Genomic DNA, 14,480 nt, shown 5'->3' with positions numbered 1-14,480 from the left:
ATTGATGATGACGCGAGTGTAACGTTTTTGCAGCAGAATGGGTCCGTGGCCGAAGAGGAAAAGCTGAAGGCGAGTTTTGCGCTGAGGATCCGGTTGAGCGACGCGGATTGACGACAATGAAACCGTGTATCATGCTGAACTGCTGCGTGCGTTCTGCGCTGCGTTCCTGAGGATCGGGTCGGTCATGAAATTTTCCAAAGCTTTCGACTCGCACCGCCCGGTTCAGGTCCTCGCAGTAGCGCGGCGGCGAATATCTCAATCTTTGGTCACTCGGGAATGTGGGAAGCTGGCACCCCTCGCCGCGATTGCGCTGCTTGGCAGCCTATCGGCCTGCGCGGAGCGCGTGCCCGATGCACGCGGTGTAGACCATGACGAAACGCTGCTGACCGTCTCGGCTACCGGCCGCGCCGAAAACCAGCCGGACGAAGCGCGCTTCACCGCAGGCATCCAGACGATCCGCCCCAGCGCCGCCGCCGCGAATCAAGCCAATGCGGAGGGCATGGGGAAGCTGATCGCCGCGCTGAAGGCTCAGGGTGTGGCGGACAAGGACCTGCGGACGCAGACGATCAGCGTAAACCGCATCGGTTACGGCAAGCAGGAGGGGCAATATGAAGCGAATAACAGCGTAGAAGTACGCGTGCGCGATATTGCCCGGGCCGCCCGAGTGGTAACGGCAGCCACTGGTGCAGGGGCGAACCTACTGTCCGGTCCTGATTTGCGCCTGTCCGATCCAGAGGCGGCAAGCATGAGCGCCTATACCAACGCGTACAAGGCAGCGCGGGCGCGGGCGGAGGCTTATGCCGGTGCGGCGGGCCTCAAGATCTCACGGGTGCTCGCGATCCGCGACAGCGCGCTGCAGGACGGGCCGGTGCCCTATGCACCGCCGCCGATTGTGCGCCCTGCCTCACCGGTTGCCGAGCAGGCATCGGTGGCGTTGCAGCCTGGTACGACGACGAGCACGGTGACGGTGAGTGTGGACTTCGCGCTGAAGGGCGGCAAATAAGGCGCCCATGACCAAGCTGACCGTCGCCGCCCTGCAACTCGCCCTGAATGCCGATATCGAAACCAATATCGGCGCCGTTTCCGATCTGGTGGAAGAGGCCGCGGGCCGCGGCGCGCAGGTGATCCTGCCGCCCGAACTGTTCGAAGGGCCCTATTTCTGCAAGGTGGAAGAAGAGGCGCTCTTTGCCACCGCCCGCCCCGTTTACGAGCATCCTTGCGTGCTCGCGATGCAGAAACTGGCGGCCTCGCTCAAGGTGGCGATCCCGACCAGCTTTTTCGAACAAGACGGGCAGCAATATTATAACAGCCTCGCCATGATCGGCCCGGAGGGCGAACTGATGGGCGTCTACCGCAAGTCGCACATCCCGGACGGTCCCGGTTATGAGGAAAAATACTATTTCCGCCCCGGCAACACCGGCTTCAAGACGTGGGACCTGTACGGGACGCGCATCGGCGTCGGCATCTGTTGGGACCAATGGTATCCCGAATGCGCGCGGGCGATGGCGCTGATGGGCGCGCAGCTGTTGTTCTATCCCACCGCCATCGGCTCGGAACCTTATGACGCCACGCTGGACACGCGCCATATGTGGCGGCGTGCTATGCAGGGTCATTCGGTTTCCAACTGCATGCCGGTAATTGCCGCCAACCGGATCGGCGTGGAAGACGGGCAAGCCTTCTACGGCCACAGCTTCATAACGGATGAGTGGGGCGAACTGGTAGAGCGCTTCGATGGCGGGGAAACCGGCGTCCTGGTGAGCACGGTCGATCTCGCGCTGGCCGCCAAGCACCGCGCTGGCATGGGCTTCTTCCGTGATCGCCGCCCCGATCTCTACGGCCGCCTTAGTGAGGATCGCTGAGGCGCCGGAAGGACGATCAACCCGGCCAGACGCGGCTTCCCGGAGCGATGCCCAAAGAAAAACGGCCCCGGATCGCTCCGAGGCCGCTCTTCAAACTGGCTTTGCAGCTTAGTTCTGCGTGTCGCCAACGCCGGTTTCGCTGGGAGCGATTTCGCCGTTGTCATCCATGGCGTTCGCTTTTTCTTCGCCCATTTCCTCGACCTTGTCGGCCTTGTTCTCGAGCGCATCTTCGGTGACTTCGTTGGTCGCCATGTCGGCCTGCTCGTCGATCGCGTCGGCCTGTGCCTCGGCGTTGTCTTCGACGGCATCAGCTTCCTTGCTCTGGCAAGCAGTGATCAACGTGGCCGAGCTCAGCAGAGCGGTGGCCAGAACCAATTTACGCATTTTAATCTCCCTAGTTGATCGCGGCATGCGCCGCTCGATCGGCGCGCAACTTCGCTATGTGGTCGGCCAGTTGCAAGCGAAAAGCGTCGAATTGTTTCATTACTGTCACGGCTTCTTCGCCCAAGAAACAGACGCTATCGTGAAGATTCAGTAGCTTAGTCGTTTCACCTGCAAAAACAGAGGCCGGCACCGCACACGGATCCGCCCCGCTTTCGCACAATGCGTTACGTTCTGCGCAAGTCCTTCGCCTGCTCGAAGACCGCCTCGAACATCTCGGGCGTCAGCCGGCCGGTATTCGTATTGTATCGCGAGCAGTGATAACTATCGATCAGGATGCGCCCGTCAGGCAGCGTATGACTGCGGTTGTGACCAAAGGGAAAATCCGCCAGCCGCCCGCCACAGTGCCGCACGAAGCTATCATGCGCGATCCGCCCGAGCGCGATGAATATGCGGGCCTTGGGCAGCTCTTCCTCCTGCCGGGAAAGAAATTGCCGGCATTGGTTGATTTCCGCGGAAGTCGGCTTGTTCTGGGGCGGCAGACATTTCACCGCATTGATGATGATGGCCCCGTCCAACTCGAACCCGTCATCCGCCGCAGACCCATAACTCCCGCGGGCTAGTCCCATCTTCGACAGTGTCTCGAACAGAAGGTCACCCGCATAATCGCCCGTAAACGGTCTCCCGGTTCGATTCGCACCATGCTTTCCGGGTGCCAAGCCAATGATGGCGAGCCATGCGGCAGGATCGCCCCAAGCCGGAACGGGCGCATTCCACCAGTCCGGGTGCTCGGCGCGCAGTTCCTCACGCAGCGCCACCAGCCGGGGGCAGAGCGGACAGTCGCGGTCCGGTTCAGTCGCGGCGAGCGGGATATCGACAGGTGCGTTTCGTGTCATGCAGACTTGCCTACCGCCCACGCCGCCACCATGCCAGCCTCCAGAACCGACGCAGGAGCGAAAGTGAGCCGACAGCTGCAATCCGCTGATTTTCAAGGTGCTGAATTTTATTGCATCGCGCTCGGGTCGAACCGGATGAGCGCCGAGCATGGTGATCCACGCGCCAACGTGCGGGCGGCAATGCTGGCTCTTCAACGCCTCGGATCGCTGGAGCGCGCGTCGGATATCGTCGAAACCGAACCCCTTGGCCCCTCGCGCCGTCGTTTCGCCAACGCGGCGATCCTCCTGCGCTGCGACCTTGATCCACCCAGGCTGCTCGCCGAACTGAAAGCCATCGAGCGGTATTTCGGCCGGCGACGGGGCCGCCGCTGGGGTGAGCGCGTGATCGACCTCGACATCATTATGTGGTCAGGCGGTGCGTACCGGAACGCTGCGCTCATGATCCCTCATCCGGCCTTCCGCATTCGCTCTTTCGTCCTGAAACCCGCTGCCCAGATCGCGGCTGAATGGCGTGATCCGGCTACTGGCCTGTCGGTCCGCCAGTTGCTCTTGCGCCACAATCACCCCAAGCCGCTTGACCGAGCCCCACGCACTTTATAGGGGACGCGGCGGTGGGGCCCTTAGCTCAGTCGGTAGAGCAACTGACTTTTAATCAGTAGGTCGCTGGTTCGAACCCAGCAGGGCTCACCACCTTTTCCATGTTCCGGTCGTAGCGGCTGAGCTGGCCGCACATTCGGTTACGGCAGCCGCTTTTCGATCCGCTCGAGCTGTTTCAGAATCAACTCCTGGCGTTCGAAAATTCTTTCGTGCTGCTCGCCGCGCAGGCGATCGAGTTTTTCCTGCATGCCCAGGATCTCGATTTCTGATCGAAGGTTCACCTCATAATCATGGGCGGCGGCGATCCGGTCCTTTTCGGCCTGCCGGTTCTGGCTCATCATGATGATCGGTGCCTGGATCGCGGCCAGCATCGACAGCATGAGGTTAAGGAAAATGTACGGATAGGGATCGAAGGCGCTGCCTTTGGCCAGAAGAAAGCTGTTCGTTCCGGTCCAGGCCAGAAGGAACAGGAAGAACATGCCGATAAACGGCCAGGAGCCGCCAATACGCGCGACGGAATCGGCCAGGCGATCCCAAAAGCTGTCCTGCGCATCGGCCAGGTCGCCAACGTCCCGGCTGATGGGGGCGCGGCGTTCGATATGATCGACCACGCGCTGCTCTTCAGGGTCAGCCGGGTTCGCGCCAAGCAGCTTCCTCGTCAGTTCCGTCATAACATGTTTAGGATCGATCATACGCGCATGTCCTTCGTTCGGCGCAGTCTTCCGCGGCCAGCCGGGCGCTGCTTACCTTCAGCAATGGCAAGGCGTCGCCGGTTAAACCAGCAGCTCCGGGAGAAGTCTGAACGATACGCGGCCACTTTGCTGCGCGGACGCGCTCAGGCCGTCACCGTGCCTTCGAACGGCTCGCCAGCCAGATGGTGTGACGCGGACCTTTGCCGTTGCTTCTGGCGCGTACCATCTGCTCCTCCACCGCAAGGCCGCTGGCATTCAACCGCTTGGTGAATGCCGTGTCCGGCGCGGCGGACCAATAGGCCACCAACCCTCCCGGCTTGAGCGCGCGCCCTGCGGCAGCGATTCCCGCCGCACCATATAGTCCATCATTGCCGGCACGCACCAGCCCGTCGGGGCCGTTGTCGACATCCAGCAGGATTGCATCATAGCATTCCTGTGCGCCACGGATCGTTTCGCCGACATCACCGAGGCGCAAGGACAGGCGCGTATCGTCCAGGCACGCGCCCGTCAACTCCGCCATCGGCCCGCGCGCCCACTCGACGATCTGAGGTACCAGTTCGACCAGGTCGACTTTCGCATCTTGTTCCACAAGCCCGAGCGCCCGGCGCAACGTGAAGCCCATGCCGTAACCGCCGATCAGCCAGCGCTGGCTCTTGCGCCCCGCCAGCCGCTCCGCCGCCAGGCTCGCCAGCGCCTCCTCGCTGCCGCTCATCCGGCTGTTCATCAGCTCGTTGCGATCGAGCACGATGATATGATCGCCCCCGCGCCGATAGAGTTTCAGCTCATTGCCGCCCGGTATGGGCGCGGTGTCAATCAGTTCGCGCGGGGTCATGGGCTTCGCTATTGCCGCTCCGAAGGCGGAAGACCAGCTTGAAGCGCCGCCGGGATCGGCCTACCTCCCCGCGAACATGGCCGAACCTCCTATCCTCTCCTATGAAGGCCTTGGCCTGGTGCAAGGCGCCGGCTGGCTGTTCCAGGATCTCGACATCCACATCGGCCCGCGCGACCGGCTGGCGCTGATCGGCCGCAACGGCGCGGGCAAGACCACGCTTCTGAAGCTGCTCGACGATCGGATCGAGGCGGACCGGGGCAAGCGCACCGTGGTGCCGGGCACCAATGTGGTCTTCCTGGAGCAGAACCCGGACTTCGGCCCGTTCGATACGCTGCTCGACTTCGCGGTCCACGGGGCCGACGGCCCGCCCGAGCATGCCGTGCTCGCCATCGCCGACCAGCTCGGCATCGACCTCGGCCGCGAGGCGGCGAGAGCCAGCGGGGGCGAGCGGCGCCGTGCCGCGCTTTGCCGCGCGCTGGGCAGCGAACCCGATCTGCTGCTGCTCGACGAGCCCACCAACCATCTCGATCTCGCCGCGATCGAGTGGCTGGAGGACTGGTTGAACCGCTTCAAGGGCGCCTTCCTCGTCATCAGTCACGACCGGACCTTCCTGACGCGGCTGACGCGCGCCACGCTGTGGCTCGACCGCGGGGCTCTGCGGCGCAAGGACGTCGGCTTCGGCGGCTACGAGGCGTGGATGGAGCAGATCGCCGCCGAAGACGCGCGCGCTGCCGAGAAGCTGGACGCCAAGCTGAAGCTCGAAGCGCACTGGCTGGAACGCGGCGTCACCGCGCGGCGCAAGCGCAACCAGGGGCGGCTGTCGAAGCTCTACGAGATGCGCGCGCAGCGTGCCGCAATGCTGGGGCCGACCGGTCCCGCCAAGCTCGCCATCGCCACCGATGACAGCCGCACCAAGTCGGTGATCGTCGCCGAGGGGGTGACGAAACGGTTCGAGGACCGGACCATCATCCGCGACTTCAGCTTGCGGGTACAGCGCGGCGACCGGATCGGCATCGTCGGATCGAACGGCGCGGGCAAGACCACCCTGATCAAGCTGCTCACCGGAGAGCTGGAACCGGATGAGGGCTCGATCACGCTGTCACCTACGCTCTCGGGCGTCGTCATCGATCAGCAGCGCAGCCTGATGCAGCCGGACAAGCGCGTGCGCGACGTGCTGGCCGACGGCAGCGACTGGATCGACGTACGCGGCGTTCGCAAGCATGTGCAGGGCTACCTCAAGGACTTCCTGTTCGATCCGGGCGTGATCGAGACCAAGGTCGGCATCCTCTCTGGCGGGGAGAAGAGCCGCCTGCTCTTGGCCCGCGAGTTCGCCCGCGCCTCCAACCTCCTCGTCCTCGACGAGCCGACCAACGACCTCGACCTCGAGACGCTCGACCTCCTGCAGGAGGTGATCGCCGACTATGAGGGCACCGTGTTGCTCGTCAGCCATGACCGCGACTTCCTGGACCGCACGGTGAACCTCACGCTCGGCCTCGACGGATCGGGCCATGTCGACATCGTGGCGGGCGGCTATGCCGACTGGGAGGCGAAGCGTCGTCCGCGCACCGCTCCTGCGTCCGCCGCCAAGGCCGCCCCGCCGCCGCCTGCTCCGCCGCCGCCCAAGGCGCGCAAGCTCAGCTACAAGGACCAACGCGACCTCGACCGGCTGCCCGGGCTGATCGAGACGATGGAGGCCGACATCGCGGCCGGTGAGACGGCGCTGTCCGATCCGGACCTCTACACGCGCGATCCGGGCCTGTTCCAGCGGCTGACCAACGCGCTCGACGCCAAGCGCGCTGAGAAGGACGCGGCGGAGGAACACTGGCTGGAGCTGGCCGCCGAGGCCGAAGCGCTCGACGGCTAGCTTCACACTGCTTCACACAGTCCAGAGAGGCTTTTTCTCCTCAAGCCAGCCCCTCTTCCTTCATCGCCTGCTGCACGGCCGGGCGTTCCTTGTGCCGGGCGCGATAATCCTGCAGGGTGCGCGGCAGATTCACGCCGAACTTGTCCGCCCAAAGCGTTGTGACGAAGAGGTAATTGTCCGCCGGCGTCGGTTTGTCGCCGACCAGCCAGTCGCCGCCGTCCATTAGTTTCTCGGCCAGCTTGAACTTCTCTTCGACGGTCTGCTTGGCCGCTTCCTTTTCGCTGCCCTCCGCGCCGCCGAACAGCGGACCGTAAGCGCCGTGGATTTCAGTGCCGATGAAGCCGATCCATTCCAGCATCTTGTACCGCGCGCGTCCATCCGGCGCGGTGCCGAAGCGATCGGCGAGCAGCGTCAGCACCGCCGGATTTTCGGTCAGAAAACCGTCCTCGGTCTCGATCGCGGGCACATAACCGCGCGGGCTGATTTCATAGAAGTCCTTGCCGCTTTCGGTCTTATGTTCGGAAAGATCGACCTTTTCCTTCTGATAATCCTCACCGCTTTCGACGAGGGCGATGTGGCTGGCGAGGCTGCAGGCGCCGGGGGAGTAATAGAGTTTCATGGGGGGATGCTCCGTTTGTGGTTCGTGCAAACCAAGCGCGCGGGCGCTTCGAGCGGTTCCCGCCAAGCATGCCGTCATTGCGAGGCGCCCGAAGGGCAACGAAGCAATCCAGAGCGTATGCAGCGCCGCAACGGCCTTGGATTGCCGCGTCGCTTCGCTCCTCGCAATGACGTCGATACTCACCCCGGCAGCCGGTAGAACGTCGCCAACCGGTCGAGCGCGATGCGCAGCACCAGCTTGCCCGAACGCGCGGGCCAGCCCAAGCCGCGTTCCGCCGGCCCCATGCTCTGTCCATCGCACACCACGCGCCAGGCGATGTCAGACAGTTCGCCGCCGAGCGCCGCCAGCGCGCCGTCGAAGCGCTGCTTGGCGGCCAGTTGGCGTTCGCCGGGCTCCAGATGATCGGCGGGCCCGCGCCGCCCCTTGCCGCGCGGCTCCGGGTTCCAGCCCATCGTGACGCGGGGCCCAAGCGAGGCGCTTTCATAGTCGAAGCGCAGCTTTTCACCCGCATCGAACTGTCGATCGGTTAGATGCCCGCGAGCGTGTAGCCAGGCGAGCGGGGACTCCGCCTGGTTGACGGTCACGCTGCGAGCGGGGCGACCGGAAGCAAGCCGCCGCCCGCCCGGCAGGCCGCGTTCGGCCAGCGGGCGCGGATCGTCATGTAGCTTCGGCTGTTTCCGCGGCATGATATTCTCCCATTTGGTTCTATTTCTGGCTTGCCATGGGTCCGTCGATGTAGGACAGCGGAAAAGGAACCGGACAGGAGATTATTTTTATGCTTCACCGCATCCGTGAGGTTCGCAAGGCCAAGGGCCTGACGCTGGACGAGGTTGCCCGCGCCTGTATGCCGCCCACCACCGCGCAGACCATCGGGCGGCTGGAAACCGGCACCCGCACGCTGTCGCTGGACTGGCTCAACCGGATTGCAGAGGCGCTCGGCGTCGAATCCAGCGAACTGGTGGAGCTGCCCGATCGCACCGACATTCCCGTCGCCGCGCGCCTTACCGCCGAAGGCGCCCGCGCGCTGACTCAAACCGCCACCCTCGCTCCGCCCGCACCCGGCGGATCGACCCAGGCGGTGGTGGTGGAAACCGGCATCGGCGATTATCGCGCGGGCGATGAAATCTGGATCGAGACGCTGGCGCCCGAATCTTATGGCCGCGCGCTCAACCGCGACGTCCTCCTCCCCCGCCCCGCCGGCCGCTTCCTCTTCGGCCGCCTGATCGGCCGCGAAGACGGCAAGCTGCACCTGCTCCCGCTTGGCGCAGGCGGGCGACAACAGGTGGTGGCCGATCCGCCATGGATCGGCGTGGCGACGAAGCTGGTGCGGGGATTGTAGGTCAGCGCCGCTTTTATCCGATCCGTTCAGGCTGAGCTTGTCGAAGCCCCGTCCTGTTTTTCCAGTCCTGAGAGAGATCGCGGGAAGTACGGCCCTTCGACAAGCTCAGGGCGAACGGGGAGCGGGGTTGCCCGCTAACTGATCTTCATAAACCGAGATTACGGCGTCTTGAGGAAGGTTTTAGAAAACACGTTATGACCCTCCGCATCCTCACCCTTGCCTCGCTGTTCCCGAATGCTGCCGCGCGCAATTTCGGCATCTTCGTCGAACGGCAAACGGCGGCGCTGGCCGCGCGGGAGGGGATGGAGGTGACGGTGGTGAACCCCATCGGCCTCCCGCCCTTCCCGCTCGATCGCCATCCGCGTTACCGGGCATTGCGTGGATTGCCGCGGCATGAGCGGTGGCGGGATCTGTATGTGCATCGCCCGCGCTTCCGCCTGCTGCCGGGCTTGCCGGACCGCAACCCTGCGGCCATCGCCCGCGCGGTGCTGCCGCTGGTGCGCGACCTAAATGCAAAGCGTCCGTTCGATCTGATCGATGCGGAGTTTTTCTATCCCGACGGCCCCGCGGCGCAGGCGATCGCGGGGGCTTTGCACCTTCCCTATACGGTGAAGGCGCGCGGCGCCGATATCCACCATTGGGGCCGGCGCGAGGGATCGCGCGAGGCGGTGCTGGAGGCGGCGCGGGGCGCGACGGGGCTGCTGGCGGTGTGCGGGGCGCTGAAGGACGATATGGCCGCGCTCGGCATGCCTTCTGACGGCATCACGGTGCATTATACCGGCTGCGATCAGACGCGTTTCCGGCCTGTCGACGGCACCGGCCTGCGCGCGCGGCTCAGCATCGACGGGCCGGTGATCGCCACGCTTGGTGCGCTGATCGAGCGCAAGCGGCAGGATCTGGTGATCGAGGCGCTTGCCGCGCTGCCCGGCGTCACGCTGCTTCTGATCGGCAAGGGTGAGCGGGAAGCAGCCTATCGCGCGCTGGCGCAGGCGCGCGGGGTGGCGGACCGGGTGCATTTCGTCGGGGCGGTGCCGCATGACGATCTGCCTGAATGGCTTTCAGCGGCGGACGTGCTGGTCTCACCATCAGATAGCGAAGGGCTGGCCAATGCCTGGGTCGAGGCGCTTGCCTGCGGCACGCCGGTGGTGGTGAGCGAAGCGGGCGGCGCGCGTGAACTGGTGTCGAGTGCGGTGGCGGGCCGCGTGACGGCGCAGGAGCCCGCCGCGATCGCTGCGGCGGTGCGCGAGTTGCTTGCGGACAAGCCGGATCGCGCGGCGGTGCGTGCGACGGTGGAGCGGTTCAGCTGGGACCGGAATGGCGAGGAATTGGAGGGGTTTTTCAGGCGGGCGCTTGCTCTGTATCCGTAAGTCCTGAGCCCTGAGCTGGTCGAAGGGTCGACGGACGTTTGGCTTCGACGAGAAGCGCCCTTCGACAAGCTCAGGGCTACGGATTCATCGGCAAACAGTCGGTCCTCAGCCCAGTGGATACAGCGCCGCGACCACCCAGCGTTCTTCGGCGCGCAGCAGCGCGAGCGTGCGGGCGGCGGCGCGGCTGTCCATCGCCTCGATCCCGATGCCGCGCTCTTCCATCGCGCGGCGAAAGGCGGCAGGCGGCTGGACGAGCTTGACGCCCGTGCCGAGCAGCAGGAACTCGGGCCTGGGTTCGCTCTCCAGCGCATCACCCAGATCGGCCACCGCCAGCGCATCGATCGCCGGCGGCGTCCAGGTGCGCGCCTCTTCCTGAGTCAGGATCACACCGTCCGGGAAGACGGCATCGCGCACCTTGAAGCCGGTGCCCGAAAAGCCGGTGACCTGCGGCCCCGCGCCCTGTTCCTGACGCATCTCGACCATATCAGCGGGTATATCCCTCGCGGTCCTTCGGCACGGCGCCGGGCTTGTCGCCCACCGGCACGAAGCTGTCCGGGCCGACCTTCAGCCACACCAGGATCGGCGCGCCCCAATAGATGGAGCTGTAGGTGCCGACCACGATGCCCAGCGTCATCGCCGCGGTGAAGCCGAAGATGGTTTCGGGGCCGAGCAGCAGCATCGCGACCAGCACGATCACCATCGTCAAGCTGGTCATCACCGTGCGCGACAGCGTTTCGTTGACCGAGAGATTTAGCAGCTCCCCGATCTCCATCTTTCGGTATTTCTTCAAGTTCTCACGGATACGGTCATACACCACGATGGTATCGTTCAGCGAATAGCCGATAATGGTCAGCAGCGCGGCGATGATGTTGAGATCAAACTCCAGCTGGGTGAGCGCGAAGAACCCGAAGGTCAGCGTCACGTCATGCGCCAGCGCAGCCAGCCCCCCAACGCCGAATTGCCATTCGAATCGCACCCAGATGTAGATCGCGATGGCGACCATCGCGGCAAGCAGCGCGATCGATCCCTTCTGGAACAATTCGTCCGATACCTTGCCGGACACGCTGTCCACGCCGTCCACGCGGGCGCCGGGATAATCCTTCTGGATCGCGCCGACGATGGCGTTGGTCATGGCGTTGGCCGCGCCCGTCTTGCCCTCCGCTTCCTGCGGCAGGCGCATGCGGATCGAGACTTCGTTGGGCGCGCCGAAGCGCTGGATTGAGGGCGATCCATAGCCGAGCGAGCCGACCGTATCGCGCAATTCGGACACGGGGGCTTCGGCGGTTTCGGTGAAGGTGACGCGGATCATCTGGCCGCCCACGAAATCGACCCCGAAGTTCAGCCCGCGCGTCGCCACCAGGACGATCGAGATGATCATCAGCAGCACGGACAGGCCGGTGGCGATGTAGCGCCACTTCATGAAATCGATATTGGTATCGTCCGGAACGAGTTTCAGCAGTCGCATGGGTTTCGATCCTCAGATGTGCAGTTCGGTGGGGCGGTTGCGGCGGACCCAGCCGGCGACCCACATGCGCGTGACGGTGACGGCGGTGAACACCGAGGTGACGATGCCGATAACGAGCACGACGGCAAAGCCGCGGATCGGCCCGCTACCGAACAGGAACAGCAGCACCGCGGCGATGACGTTGGTGAGGTTCGCGTCGAAGATCGCGCGGCTCGCCTCGCGGTAGCCCACCTCGATCGCCTGGATGACGCGGCGGCCCCTTCGCTGCTCCTCGCGGATGCGCTCGTTGATCAGCACGTTTGCGTCCACCGCCGATCCGACGGTGAGGACGAAGCCGGCGATGCCCGGCAGCGTCAACGTGGCGCCGAACAGGCTCATGATCCCCAGGATCAGCAGCAGGTTGATGATCAGCGCGGCGTTGGCATAGAGCCCGAAACGACCATAGGTCAGCGCCATGAAGGCGAGCACTGCGAAGGTCGCAACCGCTGCGGCAATGCCGCCGGAGCGAATGGAATCAGCACCCAGATCTGGGCCGACGGTGCGTTCCTCCACAATCTTCAGATCGATCGGCAGCGCGCCGGAGCGCAGCGCGATGGCGAGGTTGTTGGCGCTCTCCACCGTGAAGTTGCCGGAGATTTGCGACGTGCCGCCCAGGATCGGTTCCTGGATCACCGGCGCGCTGAGCACCTTGTTATCCAGGATGATCGCGAACTGCTTGCCAACATTGGCCTGCGTCAGCTGCGCGAACTTCCGGCCGCCCGTCGTGTCGAACTGGATGGTGACGACGGGCTGGTTGTCCTGATTATAGCTCTGCTGCGCGCCCGTCAGGCTGTCGCCCGAAATGCCGCCCAGGCGCCGCACGGCGACATAGCCGCTGCCGTCTTCCAGCGGGAAGGCCTGGCTGCCAATGCGCGCCTTGCCGACCTGCGTATCTTCCGGCGGGTTCTGATAATCCACCATCTTGAATTCGAGCTTGGCAGTCTGGCCGAGCAGGTCCTTCAGCGCCTGCGGATTGTCGAGCCCCGGCACCTGCACGACGATGCGATCATCGCCCTGCCGGATGATCGTGGGCTCGCGCGTGCCCAGTTCATCGATACGGCGGCGGATCACGTCGGTGGCGGTGTCCATCGCATCATTCAGATTGCGCGAAATGCCCGCATCGGACGGCGTCATGACGAAACGCGTTCCGTCGAGCACGCGGATCGTCCAGTCGCGCTGGCCGGTCAGGCCCGCCCCGGTGGTGAGGCCCTGCACCGCTTCGCGCGCGGCATCGACCTGGCTCTGGTCCGCCACGGTGAAGCTGAGCTGACCGCCGGTGCGCGAGATTTCACCATAATCGACGCCATTTGCATCCTTCAGCGCGGCGCGGACATTCTCTTCCATCTTCTCCAGCTGCTGCTCGCGCACCTGCACGGGGTCCGCCTCCAGCAAGAGATGGCTACCACCGGCCAGATCGAGCCCGAAATTGATGGTCTGCTTGGGCAGAAAGTCCGGAAGCGCGGCCACCGTTTTGGCGGGCAGCAGGCTGGGCAGCGCCAGAATGACGCCTATGATCAGCAGCAGCGTGATGAAGATACGCTTGGGTTGGGTGAATTCGAGCATGGATGGGTGGCCTGATCAGAAGTGGGCGCGCGAAGGGACCGGAAAGGCGGCGACTCAGTCGTTCGCCGGCTTGCCCGGGTTCTTCGGCACCACATCGGCCAAGGTGGACTTCACCGCGCGCACCGTCATGCCCTTGGCCAGTTCGATCTCGACATGGTCTTCGGACACCTTGGTCACTCTGCCCATCAGGCCGCCACCAGTAACCACTTCATCACCGCGAACCACGCTGGCAACCTTGGCGGCATGCTCTTTGGCGCGCTTCTGCTGGGGCCGGATCAGGAACCAGTAGAACACGATGAAAATCAGAACGAGCGGCAGGATCTGCATGATCGCACCGGCACCGCCGGAAGCGGCCTGGGCGTTGACAAGCATGGAAGTCATCGAATTTCCCTTTAGGAAAGATAAGCGGGCAGCGGTTTTTGGCGACCGCGCGTGCCGCATATAGGATCGGGCGGGCGATTATCACTCCAAGCCCCGCCGCGCAACGCCGATCGAAAACCCGCGGCGGCAATGCAAGATCCTACGCGGAAGGCTTGCACAAGCATTTCGTCCGCCCTATAGGCCGCCGCTCGGTCGGGACGTAGCGCAGTCTGGTAGCGCATCACACTGGGGGTGTGGGGGTCGTAGGTTCGAATCCTATCGTCCCGACCATTTTTTCGGCGACCCGTCAGCGCCGCTTAGCCTTCTCACAGCATGAACGTTCCCCGCCCGCCCGGCTTGCGGACGCGCGGCTGTCTCCTGAATGGGCGCGGTCTTGCTTCGCATACCGATCGACGACCAGCCGATGGCAGCGATTTTTGGAGACGTGCACGGTTCGATGAGCGCCATGCGCGATCGTAGTAGCCTTCTGATCGATACGCTGCGCCGCATGGGTGACGGCATCACTTCTGCCGATGCCATGCATGCCGACGCGGAGGCGTGGCCGCTGGAGCAATAGCTGCGGCAGCGCCTCGCCCTTCGTCTGATC

At 64.4% G+C, this 14,480-nt stretch carries 18 protein-coding genes and 2 tRNA genes; 10 read left to right on the top strand and 10 right to left on the bottom strand.

The annotated features are described in order from the left end of the window. Positions 1–184: 184 nt before the first annotated feature. A complete protein-coding gene (locus I6A82_RS08660) occupies positions 185–1,003 on the top strand; it encodes an SIMPL domain-containing protein (RefSeq protein ID WP_198094530.1) in 819 nt (272 codons plus the stop codon). Positions 1,004–1,010: 7 nt separating this feature from the next. Continuing rightward, positions 1,011–1,859 carry an N-carbamoylputrescine amidase gene (aguB, locus tag I6A82_RS08655; RefSeq protein ID WP_198094529.1) on the top strand — a complete coding sequence of 283 codons (849 nt, stop codon included), beginning with the start codon at positions 1,011–1,013 and terminating at the stop codon, positions 1,857–1,859. A gap of 108 nt (positions 1,860–1,967) precedes the next feature. On the opposite strand, the gene I6A82_RS08650 is transcribed toward aguB, so the two are convergent. Next, on the bottom strand, positions 1,968–2,243 hold the full coding sequence (locus tag I6A82_RS08650) for a hypothetical protein (RefSeq protein ID WP_198094528.1): 276 nt from the start codon (positions 2,241–2,243) through the stop codon (positions 1,968–1,970). Between the two features lie 25 nt (positions 2,244–2,268). Here I6A82_RS08650 and I6A82_RS14645 point away from each other — a divergent pair, with 25 nt between their 5' ends. Beyond that, positions 2,269–2,397, top strand: coding sequence for a hypothetical protein (locus tag I6A82_RS14645; RefSeq protein ID WP_269750375.1), 129 nt, complete (start codon positions 2,269–2,271; stop codon positions 2,395–2,397). A gap of 70 nt (positions 2,398–2,467) precedes the next feature. On the opposite strand, the gene I6A82_RS08645 is transcribed toward I6A82_RS14645, so the two are convergent. After that, on the bottom strand, positions 2,468–3,136 hold the full coding sequence (locus I6A82_RS08645; RefSeq protein ID WP_198094527.1) for a uracil-DNA glycosylase: 669 nt from the start codon (positions 3,134–3,136) through the stop codon (positions 2,468–2,470). 63 nt (positions 3,137–3,199) lie between these two features. Between I6A82_RS08645 and folK the strand changes: the two genes are divergently transcribed. Together folK and I6A82_RS08635 are read left to right on the top strand one after the other, a co-directional pair. Beyond that, positions 3,200–3,736, top strand: a complete 537-nt coding sequence (folK, locus tag I6A82_RS08640) for a 2-amino-4-hydroxy-6-hydroxymethyldihydropteridine diphosphokinase (RefSeq protein ID WP_332310952.1) — start codon at positions 3,200–3,202, stop codon at positions 3,734–3,736. A 14-nt stretch (positions 3,737–3,750) separates the two neighbouring features. Then, positions 3,751–3,826, top strand: a tRNA-Lys gene (locus tag I6A82_RS08635). Positions 3,827–3,873: 47 nt separating this feature from the next. On the opposite strand, the gene I6A82_RS08630 is transcribed toward I6A82_RS08635, so the two are convergent. Both I6A82_RS08630 and I6A82_RS08625 read right to left on the bottom strand, forming a co-directional pair. Beyond that, positions 3,874–4,425 (bottom strand): DUF1003 domain-containing protein, encoded by a 552-nt coding sequence (locus tag I6A82_RS08630; RefSeq protein WP_187335946.1) that lies wholly within the window; start codon positions 4,423–4,425, stop codon positions 3,874–3,876. A gap of 151 nt (positions 4,426–4,576) precedes the next feature. Further along, entirely contained in the window at positions 4,577–5,257 is a 681-nt protein-coding gene (locus I6A82_RS08625) for a spermidine synthase (RefSeq protein WP_198094525.1), read from the bottom strand. Between the two features lie 76 nt (positions 5,258–5,333). On the opposite strand from I6A82_RS08625, the gene I6A82_RS08620 reads away from it, so the two are divergent. Then, a complete protein-coding gene (locus I6A82_RS08620; RefSeq protein ID WP_198095560.1) occupies positions 5,334–7,121 on the top strand; it encodes an ABC-F family ATP-binding cassette domain-containing protein in 1,788 nt (595 codons plus the stop codon). Between the two features lie 40 nt (positions 7,122–7,161). Here I6A82_RS08620 and I6A82_RS08615 read toward each other — a convergent pair whose 3' ends face one another. After that, on the bottom strand, positions 7,162–7,740 hold the full coding sequence (locus I6A82_RS08615; protein ID WP_198094524.1) for a glutathione binding-like protein: 579 nt from the start codon (positions 7,738–7,740) through the stop codon (positions 7,162–7,164). A gap of 179 nt (positions 7,741–7,919) precedes the next feature. Continuing rightward, on the bottom strand, positions 7,920–8,426 hold the full coding sequence (locus I6A82_RS08610) for a DUF6456 domain-containing protein (protein ID WP_232343372.1): 507 nt from the start codon (positions 8,424–8,426) through the stop codon (positions 7,920–7,922). 89 nt (positions 8,427–8,515) lie between these two features. Here I6A82_RS08610 and I6A82_RS08605 point away from each other — a divergent pair, with 89 nt between their 5' ends. Both I6A82_RS08605 and I6A82_RS08600 read left to right on the top strand, forming a co-directional pair. After that, a complete protein-coding gene (locus I6A82_RS08605) occupies positions 8,516–9,079 on the top strand; it encodes a helix-turn-helix domain-containing protein (RefSeq protein WP_198094523.1) in 564 nt (187 codons plus the stop codon). Between the two features lie 194 nt (positions 9,080–9,273). Further along, entirely contained in the window at positions 9,274–10,446 is a 1,173-nt protein-coding gene (locus I6A82_RS08600; RefSeq protein WP_198094522.1) for a glycosyltransferase, read from the top strand. Positions 10,447–10,551: 105 nt separating this feature from the next. Here I6A82_RS08600 and I6A82_RS08595 read toward each other — a convergent pair whose 3' ends face one another. From I6A82_RS08595 to yajC, 4 genes are read right to left on the bottom strand one after another with little or no spacing between them, the layout of a single operon-like run. Beyond that, on the bottom strand, positions 10,552–10,920 hold the full coding sequence (locus tag I6A82_RS08595) for an Mth938-like domain-containing protein (protein WP_232343591.1): 369 nt from the start codon (positions 10,918–10,920) through the stop codon (positions 10,552–10,554). A gap of 10 nt (positions 10,921–10,930) precedes the next feature. Continuing rightward, positions 10,931–11,911: a protein translocase subunit SecF gene (secF, locus tag I6A82_RS08590; RefSeq protein WP_187335939.1), complete on the bottom strand. Its 981-nt coding sequence runs from the start codon at positions 11,909–11,911 to the stop codon at positions 10,931–10,933. Between the two features lie 12 nt (positions 11,912–11,923). Beyond that, complete coding sequence (gene secD / locus I6A82_RS08585; protein WP_198094520.1) at positions 11,924–13,513, bottom strand: protein translocase subunit SecD; 1,590 nt, start codon at positions 13,511–13,513, stop codon at positions 11,924–11,926. A gap of 54 nt (positions 13,514–13,567) precedes the next feature. Beyond that, positions 13,568–13,894 carry a preprotein translocase subunit YajC gene (gene yajC / locus I6A82_RS08580; RefSeq protein ID WP_442945074.1) on the bottom strand — a complete coding sequence of 109 codons (327 nt, stop codon included), beginning with the start codon at positions 13,892–13,894 and terminating at the stop codon, positions 13,568–13,570. A 193-nt stretch (positions 13,895–14,087) separates the two neighbouring features. Here yajC and I6A82_RS08575 point away from each other — a divergent pair. Together I6A82_RS08575 and I6A82_RS08570 are read left to right on the top strand one after the other, a co-directional pair. Then, a tRNA-Pro gene (locus I6A82_RS08575) sits at positions 14,088–14,164 on the top strand. A 133-nt stretch (positions 14,165–14,297) separates the two neighbouring features. Beyond that, positions 14,298–14,450, top strand: a complete 153-nt coding sequence (locus I6A82_RS08570) for a hypothetical protein (RefSeq protein WP_198094519.1) — start codon at positions 14,298–14,300, stop codon at positions 14,448–14,450. Positions 14,451–14,480: the final 30 nt, after the last annotated feature.

It is taken from the genome of Novosphingopyxis sp. YJ-S2-01, from assembly GCF_016093175.1.
GTDB lineage: Bacteria > Pseudomonadota > Alphaproteobacteria > Sphingomonadales > Sphingomonadaceae > Novosphingopyxis > Novosphingopyxis iocasae.
This window is presented reverse-complemented; position numbering and strand designations above follow the sequence as displayed.